The 16,138-nt window shown below is 31.0% G+C and carries 16 protein-coding genes; 5 read left to right on the top strand and 11 right to left on the bottom strand.

Annotated features, from left to right (window positions below):
- Positions 1-6: 6 nt before the first annotated feature.
- Positions 7-1,305, bottom strand: coding sequence for a DRTGG domain-containing protein (locus tag MHI13_RS05270; protein ID WP_054105797.1), 1,299 nt, complete (start codon positions 1,303-1,305; stop codon positions 7-9).
- 216 nt (positions 1,306-1,521) lie between these two features.
- Between MHI13_RS05270 and MHI13_RS05265 the strand changes: the two genes are divergently transcribed.
- Positions 1,522-1,935, top strand: coding sequence for a universal stress protein (locus tag MHI13_RS05265; protein WP_048679566.1), 414 nt, complete (start codon positions 1,522-1,524; stop codon positions 1,933-1,935).
- Positions 1,936-1,993: 58 nt separating this feature from the next.
- Here MHI13_RS05265 and MHI13_RS05260 read toward each other — a convergent pair whose 3' ends face one another.
- Positions 1,994-2,683: a metal-dependent hydrolase gene (locus tag MHI13_RS05260; protein ID WP_054105798.1), complete on the bottom strand. Its 690-nt coding sequence runs from the start codon at positions 2,681-2,683 to the stop codon at positions 1,994-1,996.
- Positions 2,684-2,812: 129 nt separating this feature from the next.
- On the opposite strand from MHI13_RS05260, the gene MHI13_RS05255 reads away from it, so the two are divergent.
- Positions 2,813-3,868 (top strand): M24 family metallopeptidase, encoded by a 1,056-nt coding sequence (locus MHI13_RS05255; protein WP_049415022.1) that lies wholly within the window; start codon positions 2,813-2,815, stop codon positions 3,866-3,868.
- Between the two features lie 88 nt (positions 3,869-3,956).
- Here MHI13_RS05255 and ald read toward each other — a convergent pair whose 3' ends face one another.
- Entirely contained in the window at positions 3,957-5,075 is a 1,119-nt protein-coding gene (gene ald / locus MHI13_RS05250; RefSeq protein ID WP_049379582.1) for an alanine dehydrogenase, read from the bottom strand.
- Between the two features lie 152 nt (positions 5,076-5,227).
- Between ald and MHI13_RS05245 the strand changes: the two genes are divergently transcribed.
- A complete protein-coding gene (locus MHI13_RS05245; protein ID WP_048761525.1) occupies positions 5,228-5,725 on the top strand; it encodes a universal stress protein in 498 nt (165 codons plus the stop codon).
- 181 nt (positions 5,726-5,906) lie between these two features.
- On the opposite strand, the gene MHI13_RS05240 is transcribed toward MHI13_RS05245, so the two are convergent.
- The 7 genes from MHI13_RS05240 to ezrA form a co-directional block, all read right to left on the bottom strand.
- Entirely contained in the window at positions 5,907-7,103 is a 1,197-nt protein-coding gene (locus MHI13_RS05240; protein WP_019835453.1) for an acetate kinase, read from the bottom strand.
- Positions 7,104-7,185: 82 nt separating this feature from the next.
- Complete coding sequence (locus tag MHI13_RS05235; protein ID WP_019835454.1) at positions 7,186-8,133, bottom strand: class I SAM-dependent methyltransferase; 948 nt, start codon at positions 8,131-8,133, stop codon at positions 7,186-7,188.
- Positions 8,134-8,256: 123 nt separating this feature from the next.
- Positions 8,257-8,751, bottom strand: a complete 495-nt coding sequence (tpx, locus tag MHI13_RS05230) for a thiol peroxidase (RefSeq protein WP_002448307.1) — start codon at positions 8,749-8,751, stop codon at positions 8,257-8,259.
- Positions 8,752-8,844: 93 nt separating this feature from the next.
- The gene (locus MHI13_RS05225) at positions 8,845-9,630 is read right to left on the bottom strand and encodes a sulfite exporter TauE/SafE family protein (RefSeq protein WP_080979090.1); all 786 of its coding nucleotides are present in this window, start codon (positions 9,628-9,630) and stop codon (positions 8,845-8,847) included.
- Positions 9,631-9,660: 30 nt separating this feature from the next.
- Positions 9,661-10,884, bottom strand: coding sequence for a tRNA uracil 4-sulfurtransferase ThiI (thiI, locus tag MHI13_RS05220; protein WP_049413796.1), 1,224 nt, complete (start codon positions 10,882-10,884; stop codon positions 9,661-9,663).
- Positions 10,885-12,021, bottom strand: coding sequence for a cysteine desulfurase family protein (locus tag MHI13_RS05215; RefSeq protein WP_054105799.1), 1,137 nt, complete (start codon positions 12,019-12,021; stop codon positions 10,885-10,887).
- Positions 12,022-12,185: 164 nt separating this feature from the next.
- Positions 12,186-13,880 (bottom strand): septation ring formation regulator EzrA, encoded by a 1,695-nt coding sequence (ezrA, locus tag MHI13_RS05210; protein WP_054105800.1) that lies wholly within the window; start codon positions 13,878-13,880, stop codon positions 12,186-12,188.
- Positions 13,881-14,011: 131 nt separating this feature from the next.
- On the opposite strand from ezrA, the gene MHI13_RS05205 reads away from it, so the two are divergent.
- Positions 14,012-14,479 carry a GAF domain-containing protein gene (locus MHI13_RS05205; protein ID WP_019835459.1) on the top strand — a complete coding sequence of 156 codons (468 nt, stop codon included), beginning with the start codon at positions 14,012-14,014 and terminating at the stop codon, positions 14,477-14,479.
- A 231-nt stretch (positions 14,480-14,710) separates the two neighbouring features.
- The gene (gene rpsD, locus MHI13_RS05200) at positions 14,711-15,313 is read left to right on the top strand and encodes a 30S ribosomal protein S4 (RefSeq protein WP_017176109.1); all 603 of its coding nucleotides are present in this window, start codon (positions 14,711-14,713) and stop codon (positions 15,311-15,313) included.
- A 51-nt stretch (positions 15,314-15,364) separates the two neighbouring features.
- Here rpsD and MHI13_RS05195 read toward each other — a convergent pair whose 3' ends face one another.
- Positions 15,365-16,111: a glycerophosphodiester phosphodiesterase gene (locus MHI13_RS05195; RefSeq protein ID WP_017176108.1), complete on the bottom strand. Its 747-nt coding sequence runs from the start codon at positions 16,109-16,111 to the stop codon at positions 15,365-15,367.
- Positions 16,112-16,138 lie beyond the last annotated feature (27 nt).

Below are 16,138 nucleotides of genomic sequence, written 5' to 3'. Positions count from 1 at the left end.
ACTATTTTAAACACCTTCAAACATTTGACATATAACCATTGCATTTGCAACTTTCTCATTTTTACAAGTCATAGTGACCTCTAATTTAGCAAAATTTCTTCCTACATCTAACATGTTATACTTTACATCAAGCGTACTTTCAATTGCGACATTTTTAATATAAATGATATTCAAGCTTTCAATCATAACATCTACTTTTTTATACTTACGCAATTCATGTTTAATTGTTTCTTCAATAATTGCGACACATATTGCTTTACTCAACGTACCATATTGGTTGGTTAAAACTGGTGAAATTTTAACTGAAGTCTCATTATGATTTATTGAGATATGTTTGGCAATTTGATCGATAATGGTTTCTCCAATTTGAGGTTGTCTTCCAATTAATTGCATTGCTTTTAACACATCATTTCGTGTAATAACACCTATTGCTTTTTTATTTCTTGTTGTGACAGGTAAAATTTCAATTCCATCCCAAATCATTATATGAGCACAACTCGCTACTGTAGTTGTTAATTCAACATTGATAGGTCGTCTTGTCATGACTTTATTAATCTTATCATCTTCGTTCATATGAATAATTTCTTTACTCGTTACAATTCCCACAAGTTTCCAATCTTTATTTACTACTGGAAAACGAGAATGTCCTGTGACTTTTGCACGAGAAATATAGTCTTCTAAACCCATTTCATCAAACACTACCGTCATATCATTGATAGGTTTTACGATATCTTCAACAATAAGTATCTCTTTTCTTATCATTTGATTATACATGGCTCTATTAATGATATTAGCTACTAAAAATGTATCATAATTTGAAGAAATAATAGGTAACTCTTGTTTATTTGCATAATCAATAATATTTTGAGCTGTACTAAATCCACCGGTAATAAGTATACCGCTTCCTCTTTTTAATGCTTCCATCTGAACTTCAGGACGGTTACCTACAATCAATAACGTTTGATTTCCAATATACTTTACTACATCTTTTAGTTCCATAGCTCCAATTGCAAATTTACTAACAGTTTTATTTAAACCATTTTTCCCACTTATGATGTCACCTTCAATAATATTCACAATTTCTTGAAAAGTAAGATGTTCAATTTGTTCGCGACTCTTTTTATCTATCCGAACTGTACCCACTCTATCGATGGTGGTTACAAAGCCAAGTTGACTAGCATCTTTAATTGCTCTATAAGCAGTCCCTTCAGAAACATTCATTACTTTGGCTATTTTTCTAACTGAAATTTTTTGTCCTATATTTAATGATTCTATATAAGATACAATTTGTTCATGTTTAGTCATTTTCAACCCTCTTCATTTTTAGACAATGTCTAATATATTATAACTTTTTTATTTATAAAAATCGATTTGAATGTGACAAAAGTATCAAAAACTAACATATCGGTATCATTTTGTTTTTAATGTATAAAAATGAAGTTAATTTAAATAATAAAAATATAAATTTGATGGAAATATTAAATCACTAATTATATAATTAAATATAAGGAGGGATGACCTATGTATAAAAACATATTACTAGGTGTAGATACTCAATTAAAAAATGACAAAGCATTGAAAGAAATTTCAAAATTAGCTGGCCCAGGTACCGTTGTTACAATCATGAATGCGATTGGTGAACAAGACATCCAAGCCTCTATTAAAGGAGGGACTCACATCGAAAAATTGACACATCGTCGTGATCAAGGACTTGAACACACACGTCATACTTTAGATGATTATGGTATTAATTATGATCAAATTATCGTTCGTGGAAATCCAAAAGATGAATTGGTGAAACATGCAAATAGTGGTAAATATGACATTGTCGTATTAAGTAACCGTAAAGCTGAACAACAAAAGAAATTTGTTTTAGGTAGTGTTAGTCATAAAGTTGCTAAACGTGCTACTATCCCTGTTTTAATAGTTAAATAATTTTAATCTTATAAAAAAAGACGGTAAATGCTATATTTACCGTCTTTTCTATATATCATTAAAATGTCACTTCATCACCAGGTTGTAAAATTTGTACTTCTCCTTGAGATACTGCTTCTTTAAATTTCTGTGGATCTTGTTCAATTAATGGGAATGTATTGTAATGAATAGGCACTGAAATTTTAGGTTTAATGAATTCATTTATTGCATAACTTGCATCTTCAATACCCATAGTAAAATTATCACCAATAGGAATAAAACATACATCTACTGGATGACGTTCAGCAATTAATTTCATATCGCTAAATAAACCAGTATCTCCTGCATGGTAAATTGTTTTACCTTCTGCTTCAATGATAACGCCCATTGGCATACCCAAATAAACAGGTATTCCATCTTCATTAGTATAACTTGAACTGTGGAAGGATTGAACAAATTTTACTGTACCGAAATCAAATTGATATTTACCGCCAATATTCATACCATGTGCGTGTTCAATTCCATGATACGTTGTTAAATAGCCTTGTACTTCTGCAGAACCAATCACTGTAGCATGATTGCGATTAGCTAATTCAACTACATCACCAAAATGATCACCATGTCCATGCGTTAAAATAATATAATCCACATCTAATGTCTGCTCATCTAAATCACTTTTATCATTACCAGAAATAAATGGATCAACAATTACTTTTTTGTCATTACTTTCAAAATAAATCGTTGACTGTCCATGAAATGAAAGTTTCATATATAGAACCTCCTATATTTTAATATTATTATTATACCCTGATAATTATATTTATAACTTGAAACACTTTGAATTCATTTCTATTTAGACGTAAAATTAAATTGATTAAACTATAGGAGGATACGTATTATGATTAAAACAGACGAAATTATTGCAACATTAAAAGATAAAAATGCTGATGCAGCATGGATTACTACTCCACTTAATATATTCTACTTCACAGGTTATAGAAGTGAACCTCATGAAAGATTGTTTGCGTTACTTATAACTTCAAATGGTGAATGCACATTATATTGTCCTAAAATGGAAGTTGAAGAAGTTAAGCATTCACCTTTTAATGGAAATATTGTTGGCTATTTAGATACTGAGAGTCCTTTCGATTTAGCACCCCATACATTTGATAAATTATTAATTGAAAGTGAGCATCTCACTGTTAAACGTCAACGAGAACTTACGAATAACTTTAACGTTAAAGCGTATGAAGATATCGATTTAACTATTAAAAAGCTAAGAAATATTAAAGATGAAAATGAAGTTGAAAATATAAAAAAAGCTGCTGAACTTGCAGATAAATGTATAGATATTGGTGTTTCATTTTTATCTGAAGGCGTAACTGAAAGAGAAGTTGTAAATCATATTGAAAATGAAATTAAAAAATATGGCGTTAGTGAAATGAGTTTCGATACAATGGTACTATTTGGTGATCATGCTGCATCTCCACATGGTGTACCTGGAGATCGAACATTAGTTAAGAATGAATATGTATTATTTGATTTAGGTGTAGTCTATAATCAATATTGTAGTGATATGACAAGAACTGTAAAATTTGGTGAACCAAGTAAAGAAGCAAGAACGATTTATGATATTGTCTTAAAAGCTGAACAAAGTGCTATTGAAGCAATTAAACCAGGTGTCCCTTTACAAAATATTGATAAAATTGCTAGAGACATTATTTCAGAAGCGGGTTACGGTGATTTCTTCCCTCATCGATTAGGACATGGACTCGGTTTAGAAGAACATGAATATCAAGATGTATCAAGTACAAATACAAATTTACTTGAAGCAGGTATGGTGATTACAATTGAACCTGGCATTTATGTACCTGATGTCGCTGGCGTCAGAATTGAAGATGATATTTTAGTCACTGATACTGGATTTGAAATACTTACACATTATAATAAGTAATTTAAAATTAAATCTCTCTTTTATATCAAAAAAGCGGAATAGGCACTCATAAAGAATGCTATTCCGCTTTTTATTGAATTAATTTAGATTATTCTTTTAATGCATCTTCAATAGATGTATAAGTTAAATCAAAAGCTTCTGCAACACCTTTATTAGTTACATAACCTTTATACGTATTTAAACCTAATGACAGAGGTTGATTTGCTTTAAATGCCTCTTTATAACCTTTATTAGCAAGTAACTGTGCATAAGGTAAAGTAGCATTATTAAGAGCAATAGTAGACGTACGTGGAACTGCACCAGGCATATTCGCTACTGCATAATGTACAACACCATGTTTAACATAAGTTGGATCATCATGTGTCGTGATTTTATCAGTAGTTTCAAAGATCCCACCTTGGTCAATAGCAATGTCGACTACTACTGAACCGTCTTTCATTTGTTTAATCATATCTTCAGTAACTAAACTTGGTGCTTTCGCTCCAGGAATTAATACTGCACCAATAACTAAGTCACTTTCTTTAACTGCATTTTCAATATTAAGTGGATTAGACATTATTGTATTAACACGACCGTCAAACAAATCTTCTAATTCCGCTAAACGTTTAGGATTTACATCTAAAATAGTTACATCTGCACCTAATCCTAAAGCAATTTTAGCAGCATTTGTACCTGCTTGACCGCCACCAATAATAGTAACTTTGCCTTTTGGTACACCTGGCACGCCACCAAGTAAAATACCCATTCCACCGTTAATTTTTTGTAAGAATTCTGCACCAATTTGAGCTGACATACGTCCTGCAACTTCACTCATTGGTGTTAATAAAGGTAAAGAACGATCTGGTAATTGAACTGTTTCGTAGGCAATACTTACTACTTTATTATCAACTAATGCTTGAGTAAGTTTTTCTTCATTAGCAAGATGTAAGTATGTGAATAAGATAAGACCTTCTCTGAAATATTTATATTCTTCTTCTAATGGTTCTTTTACTTTAATCACCATGTCTACATCCCAAGTTGTTTTTGCATCATTAACTATTTCTGCACCAGCCTGTTTATAATCTTCGTCTTCAAAATATGAACCAGAACCTGCGTTTGTTTCAACAAGTACTGTATGTCCTTGTTCAACTAATGCATGTATACCACTTGGTGATAAACCTACTCTATTCTCATTATTTTTTATTTCTTTTGGAATACCGATTTTCATTCCATCCACCTCCACTTCTTATGGTAACGCTAAAGTAATGAAAGCGCAATCACCAAAGATACACAATGTCCACATAATTGTTGAATTATAAATATTAAATATTCAGAAATTTATGTTAAAATTGAATTAAGAAAAGTTAAGGGGGACTTAAGATGTTAACTTATAAAAACATTTTAATCGCAGTTGATGGTTCACATGAAGCAGAATGGGCTTTCAACAAAGCTGTAGACGTTGCTAAACGTAATGATGCTCAATTAACTATTGTTAATATTATCGATTCAAGAACTTACTCTTCTTATGAAGTGTACGATGCTCAATTCACGGAAAAATCTAAAGGTTTTTCTGATGAACTTTTAAAAGGCTATAAGGAAGTTGCTTCACGTGCAGGTGTTACAAATGTAGAAACTCGTTTAGAATTTGGATCACCTAAAGCGATTATACCTAAAAAGTTAGCAAATGAATTAGGTGTCGATTTAATAATGTGTGGTACTTCAGGATTAAATGCAGTAGAACGATTTATCGTTGGTTCTGTTTCAGAAGCAATCGTTCGTCATGCACCATGTGATGTACTTGTCGTGCGTACTGAAGAAATTCCAGAAGATTTCCAACCTGAAGTTGCAACTCCTGAATTTAGAAAACAATTTTCTTAATAAAGTAATGTATGTAAATAAAGAGGTCTGAGACAATTCCTTATGTCTCAGACCTCTTTAATATGTTAGAGATACAACATTAGAGTGGGACAACAAATTCAACATGACTTTTGTTCTATTCCCCTGTTATATTCTAAAAAACGATGAGATAAGTTTAATCTCATCGTTTTTTTAATATATCTTATAATTCACCGAATTTTACTGTGTCTCTTGCAATCATGACTTCTTCATTAGTTGGAACAACAATTACTTTAACTGGAGAGTGTGGGTAATTTATGAAAGCTTCTTCACCGTGAGTAGATTCATTTTTCTTAGGATCCCAATAAACACCCATAAACTCTAAGCCTTCTAAAATTTTAGCACGTATTGGTGATGAATTTTCACCGACACCTGCTGTGAAGACAATAACATCAACGCCATGCATTCTAGCAGCATAAGAACCAATGTATTTGTGAATTCTAGAAGCAAAAATATCTAAAGCAAGTTCAGCTCGTTCATCGCCATTGGCAGCTTCACCTAATAAATCACGTAAATCACTTGAAGTACCAGAGATACCTAATAATCCAGATTCTTTGTTTAAAACTGTTAAAACTTCATCAGCAGTTTTACCTGTTTTTTCCATAATAAATGGAATTAAAGCTGGATCAATATCTCCTGAACGTGTACCCATTGTTACACCTGCTAATGGAGTGAAGCCCATTGATGTATCGATAGATTTCCCACCATCAATTGCAGCAATTGACGCACCATTACCAATATGACAAGAAATAATACGTAATTCTTCAATAGGTTTTTCTAAAATATCAGCCGCACGACGTGATACATATTTATGGCTTGTACCATGGAAACCGTATTTACGAATACCAAAATCTTCGTAATAGTTATATGGTAAACTATACAAATAAGAACTTTCTGGCATAGTTTGATGGAATGAAGTATCAAAAACTACAACATGTGGAATATTAGGTAATAACTTTCTAAAGGCACGAACTCCCATTAAGTTTGCAGGATTATGTAATGGCGCTAATTCACTTAATGACTCAATTTTTTCTTCTACTTCATCAGTGACTAAAGCAGATTTAGGGAATAATTCTCCACCATGAACAACACGATGCCCTGTACCAGCAATATCATTAATATCATTAATAATACCATGTTTTTTGAAGCTATCTAACATGATATTAATTGCCTCTTCATGATCTTTAATATCTTTAACTCTTTTTACTTTTTCACCATTTACTTCAATAGTAAATATTGAATCTTTAATACCAATACGCTCAATTAAGCCCTTTGTAACTAATTCTTCTTCAGGCATTCTGATAAGTTGGAACTTTAAAGAAGAACTTCCCGCATTAATCGCTAAAACTAATTTAGACATGATTCATTGTCCTCCAATTTATATATTAAATATCCATATCTATTTAACCACTAATACAGAAGTAATTCAAGAATATCACAGTTTATTTTTGTGAATGATTTGCGTCCATCCACTCATTTAATTCGTTAATAAAACCATGGAATTGATTAGGATTTTTAAAATCCGGAATATTAGCTAATAACACTTCTACAGGCTTAGTTTCATTTGCTTTTTTCTTTTGTAGTATTAAAATTGATTTACGTGCATTTTCATTTTTAAACAATGTTTTAGGAAGGTTTAAAAATGCTTGCATTTCAGTTTCTGTAGTAATAAAATTTTGTAACTGTTTCACATGTTCATCTTCAAAAATATTACTAGGTACTACTAAAAAAGCATAGCCACTTTGTTTTAAAGCATAGACGGCTTGTTCGATGAGTAAAAAGTGTGAATAACTATGGCCTTCTTCAAATCCAAGTTTCATTTCTTTACTACGTTCATCTAAAGGATAATATCCAATAGGAAAATCTCCAACAACCACATCAGCTTCCTCCAATGGTAATGGCATAATCGCATCTTGAGGATACACATCAAACGGTATTTCTAAAAAATTCGCTAGATGCACACTAACTCTCGATAAAACAGGATCTACTTCAATTAAGTGATGCATAACTTCGCTATCTTTTAATACTTCATTCACTGTAGCGCTTAAATGACCAGCTCCACTTGCAATATCAACAATCTGTAATTCTTTATTATTTTCTATAAATTTTTGTACTAAAAAACCTAAAATTAAGCCAATAGAATCTGGTGTAATTTGATGATTTGCCTGAATATTTTCTTCTTGTAATAAGCTTAAGTAAGCAAATTGAAATGCTTTTCGACGATCTTGAAGCGTTGCTTGTTCTAATAGAGTACGTTGATTACGATATACATCTTCCATTGCTAAACCTAAATTTTCTATAAAGCTTTGACCATTTTCTTCATTTAACGACTTAGCTTTATCATCTAAAGTTCGGAATAATCTTTCCATAATAGTTTGTTCTTCTGCCATATTCAATTCCTTTCCAATAAAAAAATGTCCATAATGCAAATGTCTTAAAACGAAATCATTCATTTTAAAATACATATGGACAATATTAGTATTATATCTTTAATTTAATCATTTAATAGTGACTTAAATATTACGATAAGCTTCTAAAGCAGCCTCGAAATTTGGAAAATCAGTACCTTCTTGAACTAACTCTTTATAAACTACATGATTGTTTTCATCTAATACGAAAACAGAACGCGCTAATAATCTCATTTCTTTCATAACAACACCATAATGCTCACCAAATGATAAATCTTTATGGTCACTTAACGTAATTACATTTTCTAGACCATTTGATGCACACCATCTTTTTTGAGCGAAAGGTAAATCCGCTGAAATTGTAAGTACTACACCATTTTCTTGAGAAGCTTCTTCATTAAATTTGCGAGTTTGTTGATCACATACGCCAGTATCAATAGAAGGAACAACACTAATCAATTTCTTTTGCCCTTTAAAATTATCTAAAGTAACTTCATTTAAACTATTATCCAAAACTTTAAAATTAGGAGCCACATCTCCTTTTGAAACCTCAGTTCCTTCTAAATGTATAGGGTTATTTTTAAAAGTAATTTCTGTCATATTATATGACCTCCCATTAGTTATTTAAATTATAGTTTAATGATACGATAGTATTTAAACTTATTTCAATCATTTAAAACACTAACTACTATTTTAATTTGAAATGATTTGCATGATATAATCAAAGGTATTTTTTAAAATGAGTAAAATGGTAACTATTATAAATAAAATTTTGACATATCCTACACCTTTTTTGATTGCAAAATGTGCACCAGTATACGACCCAATCACCATACTGACTGCCATAATTAATCCATATGCTATATTTACTTGACCAAGAATAATAAATAATGTTAATGCACCAACGTTTGAAGCAAAGTTTAATACTTTTGCATTACCAGCTGCACTTAAAAAATCAAATCCAAACATTAATAATACAAATAACATAAATGATCCAGTACCTCCGCCTAAGAATCCGTCATAAAATCCAATTAAAAGCAGAAGTGATATAAAGGCAATCGCTTTACTAATAGTAAATTTAGAGAACGTTCTGACATTACCCCATTCTTTCTTAAAAATGGTGTAAATTAAAACAAGTGTCAATATGACTATAACGAGTGGTTTCAAAACATCTGATGGCAAGAAAGTAGCTAAACTTGCTCCACCAACTGCAAATATAAATACAAACGGAAATAGTCTAAATACTATTTTTTTATCAACATTTCCAGATTTTAAAAATTTGATTGCACTCGTTAATGAGCCAAACGCACTTGCTAATTTGTTTGTACCTAATGCTAATGATGGCGGCATTCCTATAGCTAAGAGTGCAGGAATTGATATTAAGCCACCGCCACCTACAACAGCATCTATAAATGCTGCCAAGAAACCAAAACTAATAATAATGAAAATAATATGAAAACTTAGTTCTATAACGCCCACCCCTTATTAAATTACTTTAATACTTTCATATTAAAATAATTCATCAATGAGTGCATCAGTACTTTTATCTTTTTCAGTTTTATAATCTTTATTAATCTCTATTGTTTCTACATTGTCTGCTGCTTCTTGAACAAGATTATCAAAGTTAAACACACTTTCATATTTAACAACTTTATCAAAATCTGGTTCAGTTACAGGGTTTTTAGGCGTAAAAATCGTACAGCAATCCTCATAAGGCTGTATTGAAACTTCAAATGTTCCTATTTCTTTTGCTTTTTTTATAATGTCTTCTTTATCTAAAGAAATAAGTGGTCTTAAAATAGGAGTAGATGTAACATCATTGATTGCGTACATGCTCTTTAATGTTTGACTAGCTACTTGACCTAAATTTTCACCATTTACGATAGCGTTCGCTCCAATACGTTCTAAAATAATATCTGTCACTCGTAACATCATGCGTCTAGTAGAAGTCATGGTATATCGTGGATGCACAGACTTATTGATTTGTTTTTGAAGTGCTGTGAAAGGAACAATATGTAATTTAATGGGTCCTACACGTTCAGATAGTATGCGTGTCAATTCAATCACTTTGTCTTTCGCTTTTTCACTTGTAAATGGTGGACTGTGAAAATGAATAGCTTCTATTTTTACGCCACGTTTCATCATTTCCATACCAGCTACTGGTGAATCAATCCCACCTGATAACTGAAGAAGTGTTTTACCACCTGTACCTGTAGGTAATCCGCCAGCACCATCGATAACTTTAGTATAGATATATACGCCTTCTTTACGTACTTCCACTTTAATATTATGTGTCGGACGTTTAACATCTACTTTTAAATGATCAACTGATTTTAAAATGACACCACCTAGTTCTCTTTGTAGTTGATACGTATCTAATGAAAATGATTTATCTACACGTTTTACATCAATTTTAAAAGTATCTCCATTTGCAAAGTCTTTAGCTAACGAAACACAAAGTTGTTTTATATCTTCAAGATTTTGTGTTGTTTTAAATACTGGACTAATAGATTTTATGCCAAATATCTTTGTTAAACGATTCATGACTTCATTTACATTTGCTTCCTCAAAAAGCGAGATAAACATGCGATCTCTCTCACATTTAACTCGTGTACCTTCTAATGAACGTAATGACTGAATCACATTTTCTTTTAATACATTTGTGAATCTTTTTCTATTTGTTCCTTTTAACGTAAGTTCTCCATATCTTACCAAAATATGATCATATTTCATTTATTTCAACAACTCCTTTATTTGAGCATAGATTAATTTAAATTTATCTTTAAATTGTTCGATATCTTTTTCTGTTGTAGTTTCACCCATGGATAAGCGAACGCTTCCCTCTATTCTGTTGTCCTCGATGTCCATTGCTAACAAAACTTCATTTAATTTTTCTCTTTTAGACGAACATGCACTTGTAGTCGACACCATAATATCCAATTTTGAGAACGCATTAACAAGTACTTCTCCTTTTACTCCTGGAAAAGCAATATTTAAAATATGCGGAGCACTATTTTCTGGAGAATTAATATACACTCCTTTATATTGACTTAAACTTTCTCTAATTACTTTATTATAACGTGATAGACGATGATTAAGCTCATTTAAATTTTGAATTGCAATTTCCATTGCTTTCACAAGTGAAACATTCATTGCTAAATTTACAGTGCCACTTCTAATTCCATATTCCTGGCCACCGCCAAATACTGTCGGTTCAATTTTTTCCTTATTATCGATAACTAATATGCCTTGACCTTTTAAACCATTAAATTTATGACCACTAAAACTTACACTATTTACATTCTCTAATTGCATTGGAATTTTCCCTAAAGCCTGTACGCCATCTACGTGAAAATGTGCCTTAGGATATTGTTTTAATAATGATCCAATTTCTTTTATCGGTTGTATTTGTCCCATAACATTATTGACATACATACATGTAACTAAGCCCACATTATCCGTCATTAATTGTTCTAAATGATTAATATCTATTTGACCATTTGGAGTCACATTCACATATTTCAATATAAATCCTTGTGTTTCTAAATAACGCATCACTTCTAATACTGATGGATGTTCTAATACTGAGGTAATGATTACATTCGCAAACTGTTTTTTTCTTAATGCAATACCTTTGAGTGCAATATTATTAGACTCAGTGGCACCACTTGTGAAAATGACATCAGTATTATTATTGAGGTTTAACATCTCTTTTACACGCGACTTAGCCTGTAATAATATTTTTTCTGATTGTAAGCCCATTTGATGAGGACTATTAGCATTATAATAAGCTTTCTCACTTACTTTTAGAAATGAAGCTAAAACCGCTGGGTTTGGTTTTGTTGTGGCAGCATTATCTAAATAAATCATATATATAGAACACTCACTTTCATCAATAACATATCTAAAACATATTTTAGATTTCTCGACTTAAAAATAGACACTCAAGCATTATACTATTTTTTAAAAAAAATAAAAGAGAATAACCTAGAAATATGTGGATGTCTAGGTCATTCTCTAATTATAAAAATGTATTATCCTTTAATTACTTCATTTTCAATATGTTTTTTTATACCAGGTTCTACGCTTTCAAGTGCTTGCTCTGATACTTCAATTGAGCGCTTATAACGGTTATTTTTAAATAAACGTTCTGCTTCGTTTAAACTTTTATCTACACTATGATGATCTTTACGATATCTGTTTCCATATTGAATTAATCGTTCTGCATAGACTGCATTGACTAATATATCATTCGCTTCATCTTCAAAAGTATTCATTTGAATTACAATTTTTGAAACTTTATCTTTAAGTTGTTTAACATGAAGCGGACGTTCGTTAAATTGTTCGCTGACCGCTCTTACTTCATGGTCGATTTCATTTTTCATAATAACAAATCGCTCTGGAACACTTGTTAGGTTTGAAGCAAGAAGTCGACGATAAATCTCTTCTTTTTTCGATTGAATTTTTAATAGATTATCTTCAGCCTCAGCTTCATCTTCTCTAAGTTGAATCAGATGATTTTGTAATTTTTCTTGTTCTTCATTAATCACTTTTACATGTTCATCTAAGTATTCTAAATTATCTTTTACTTCACTGTATCTCACAGCAGATTTAGACATTTCTTTTAGAATATCATCATATACTACAACTAGATTTTGAATTTCATTTTCATGTTGTCTAATACTATGAACATCACTTTCATTAATGAAATAGTTTTCTCGTATATAGTCGATTTCTGTTCTAAGCGTATAGTTCATTTCTCTCGCTTTGAATAATTCATTTGTAATATCTTCTTTTGTTTCTTCAACTTCATTTTTAGCTTTTACTTCATGCTCAATTAAATCATACATTTCATCAAGCTTATCATTAATTTGTTGCAATTTATCATTAGCTTCCTGTAATTCAAGACGACTAATCATAGGTTCTACAAAATTTAATTCAGTTTTTAAGCTTTGTAATGTACCATCAATTTTTACATGATCCAAGTCATAACCATTTACTTTTAAATCTCTACAACCATATTTTAAATCTTGGAATTGTCCTGGTAACTCTTTTTGAGTTTCTCTAATTAAATCAGGAATTTCATCCATGTATCTTTTTGTTTCATTAATAGATTCATTTAATCCATTAATATGATTATGAGCTTGTACATAGTTACCTTCTTCTTTCAGCATGTCATACTGATCAAGTTCTGGTTCAAAAGCCTCAATACGTTTTTCAAGAGGAGCTGCCGCTTCTCCAAATTGATGTCTATTTGCTAAAACATCTCTTTTCATTTCACGATAATCTATTTTACATTTTTCATAGATTGCTTCGTTATCTTTATGTAGAGAAAGAATTTCATTTACTTCATCTACTTGTGACTGATAACCAGCTTCATATCTATCCATTAATTCATGAGCGTCATCAATTTCAGTTTGAGCTCCTGCAAATTGGAATTTATCAAGTTGAAGCTCAGCGTCATGAATTTTTTCTTCTACTGGTGCTAAATAGTTATTAGTGTGATCTAATGTATCTTGTTTTAACGCGTCGTATTTTGTTCTCGTTTCACCTTTAAGGTTTAAAGCTGATAACTTTTCTAAATTATCTTCAAAAGGTAACTGTTGAACTTTTAATTTACGTTCTTCTGCTTGCTCAACCATTTTACGTTTGTTAGAACGTAAATAAAACATAATACCGACAGCAATCAATATAATAATAATAATTGCTAATATAATGTATAAAACCATCTCATTCTCCTCCTATATTATCATTATTATAACGTATCTTATCCCGTCATTAAAATAAAATTCAAAGAATTGATTGAAAAAATTTTTACATTTATACTAATAATCAAAATATTACATAGAGAGGTTTTTATATGACGACAACTAAAGAAACAAATTACAACTTATTAGGTAAACAACTTGCAAGTCTTATTGAAGATGAAACAAATCTAATTGCAATTTTAAGTAATACTTCAGCTTTACTCAATGACAACTTAGATCAAATCAATTGGGTAGGATTTTATTTAATTGAAAATAATGAACTTATTTTAGGTCCTTTCCAAGGGCATCCTGCTTGCGTGCATATCTCTATAGGAAAAGGTGTATGTGGAACTGCTGTTGCAAATAACCAAACACAACTTGTCGATGATGTAAATACATTTCCTGGTCACATCGCTTGCGATGCTAATAGTAAATCTGAAATTGTCGTTCCAATTCATGTTGATAATGAAATAATCGGCGTGTTAGATATAGATGCGCCTATTACACAACGATTTAGTAAAGGCGATCAACAAGGACTTGAAGAGATAGTTTCTATCTTAGAACACCAATTATCAAAATAATAAATTTAAATGATTCCTTGACACTTTAAAAAATAATGGTACAATGAATTTTGTGTGAATTAACGAAAATAGCAGTTGTATATTATTAAGCTCTATGTTGTTCCCGATGTGGACGTGTCATGTAACTGTAGCTATAAGGTGAAGACACATAAAACAATATATCTTAATGAGCATACAACACTCTTTTTTGTTTATTCATTCCAACAAAAAAGAAAAAGGAGGAGTCTTATTATGGCTCGTTTCAGAGGTTCTAACTGGAAAAAATCTCGTCGTTTAGGTATCTCATTAAGTGGTACTGGTAAAGAATTAGAAAAACGTCCTTACGCACCAGGACAACATGGTCCAAACCAACGTAAAAAATTATCAGAATATGGTTTACAATTACGTGAAAAACAAAAATTACGTTATTTATATGGAATGACTGAAAGACAATTCCGTAACACATTTGATATTGCTGGTAAACAGCACGGTGTACACGGTGAAAACTTCATGATTTTATTAGCTAGCCGTTTAGATGCAGTAGTTTACTCATTAGGTTTAGCACGTACACGTCGTCAAGCTCGTCAATTAGTTGGCCATGGTCACATTGAAGTTGATGGTAAACGTGTTGACATCCCATCATACACTTTAAAACCTGGTCAAGTTATCTCAGTTCGTGAAAAATCACAAAACTTAGATATCATTAAAGAATCTGTTGAAATCAACAATTTCGTACCAGAATATTTAGATTTCGATGCTGACAGCTTAAAAGGTACTTTCGTTCGCTTACCAGAACGTAGTGAATTACCAGCTGAAATTAATGAACAATTAATCGTTGAGTACTACTCAAGATAAGTTGATTAATATTCTACCACCCTTTCCATTTTGGTCAGGGTGGTTTTTTATTTATAATTTAAATATATCATCTGGTATATCTGAGATAATTCCATCTACTCCTAAATGAATCAATTTTTTCACATCTTTCATGTTATTTACTGTATAAGGTATTACTTTAAGATGATGTTCATGAGCACGCTTGATAAATTTTTTATTTATTAATTTATAGTTAGGATTTATAAATTGTGCAAAAGAAGCTATATTTTCAAAATCAGGTTGTTTGTACCAGTATTGCTTTTTACTTATTAAAACACCTAGTGCATATTTCTTTGTGTATTCAGACATTCTTTTAACACTTTCCACATCAAATGACTGAATAATGACTCTATGAGAGGGAATTTGAAATTTATCGAGTTCCTCAAGTAACGCTTTTTCAATGCCAGGATACTGTTCTGGTTTTTTTATTTCAATAAGTAATGTTTTAGAGTAATTTTTAAATAATGAAAGTACTTCGCTAAAAGTAGAAATACGAGTATTTTTAAAAGTTTCACCATGTCTGATTCCAAAATCAAATTGTTTTAATTCTTCTAAAGTAAAATCTTTTACTTTACCCTTTTGATTCGATGTGCGGTCAATGGAATCGTCATGAATGACTACTAATTGTTTATCTTTTGTAAAATGTACATCAATTTCTAACATATCAATATGTTGCATAAGGGCTGCTTTAAAACCTTCTACCGTATTTTCAGGATATTTCTGCGATAATCCACGGTGTGCAACGATTTGAAATGATGTATTAGGCTTTTGTATTTTCATTTTTAAATACCATCCTTTAAATTAATT

Source organism: Staphylococcus sp. FSL K6-0223 (assembly GCF_038008285.1).
Note: the sequence above shows the minus strand (reverse complement) of the source record. Positions and strands in the feature narration are given on the sequence as shown.

Excerpts from the sequence above, each read along its gene's own strand:
- rpsD (WP_017176109.1), top strand. The coding sequence starts at position 14,711 with ATGGCTCGTTTCAGAGGTTCTAACTGGAAAAAATCTCGTCGTTTAGGT.
- ezrA (WP_054105800.1), bottom strand. The coding sequence starts at position 13,880 with ATGGTTTTATACATTATATTAGCAATTATTATTATTATATTGATTGCT.
- MHI13_RS05270 (WP_054105797.1), bottom strand. The coding sequence starts at position 1,305 with ATGACTAAACATGAACAAATTGTATCTTATATAGAATCATTAAATATA.
- ald (WP_049379582.1), bottom strand. The coding sequence starts at position 5,075 with ATGAAAATCGGTATTCCAAAAGAAATAAAAAATAATGAGAATAGAGTA.
- thiI (WP_049413796.1), bottom strand. The coding sequence starts at position 10,884 with ATGAAATATGATCATATTTTGGTAAGATATGGAGAACTTACGTTAAAA.
- MHI13_RS05195 (WP_017176108.1), bottom strand. The coding sequence starts at position 16,111 with ATGAAAATACAAAAGCCTAATACATCATTTCAAATCGTTGCACACCGT.
- MHI13_RS05255 (WP_049415022.1), top strand. The coding sequence starts at position 2,813 with ATGATTAAAACAGACGAAATTATTGCAACATTAAAAGATAAAAATGCT.
- MHI13_RS05265 (WP_048679566.1), top strand. The coding sequence starts at position 1,522 with ATGTATAAAAACATATTACTAGGTGTAGATACTCAATTAAAAAATGAC.
- MHI13_RS05215 (WP_054105799.1), bottom strand. The coding sequence starts at position 12,021 with ATGATTTATTTAGATAATGCTGCCACAACAAAACCAAACCCAGCGGTT.
- MHI13_RS05205 (WP_019835459.1), top strand. The coding sequence starts at position 14,012 with ATGACGACAACTAAAGAAACAAATTACAACTTATTAGGTAAACAACTT.
- MHI13_RS05240 (WP_019835453.1), bottom strand. The coding sequence starts at position 7,103 with ATGTCTAAATTAGTTTTAGCGATTAATGCGGGAAGTTCTTCTTTAAAG.
- tpx (WP_002448307.1), bottom strand. The coding sequence starts at position 8,751 with ATGACAGAAATTACTTTTAAAAATAACCCTATACATTTAGAAGGAACT.
- MHI13_RS05245 (WP_048761525.1), top strand. The coding sequence starts at position 5,228 with ATGTTAACTTATAAAAACATTTTAATCGCAGTTGATGGTTCACATGAA.
- MHI13_RS05235 (WP_019835454.1), bottom strand. The coding sequence starts at position 8,133 with ATGGCAGAAGAACAAACTATTATGGAAAGATTATTCCGAACTTTAGAT.
- MHI13_RS05260 (WP_054105798.1), bottom strand. The coding sequence starts at position 2,683 with ATGAAACTTTCATTTCATGGACAGTCAACGATTTATTTTGAAAGTAAT.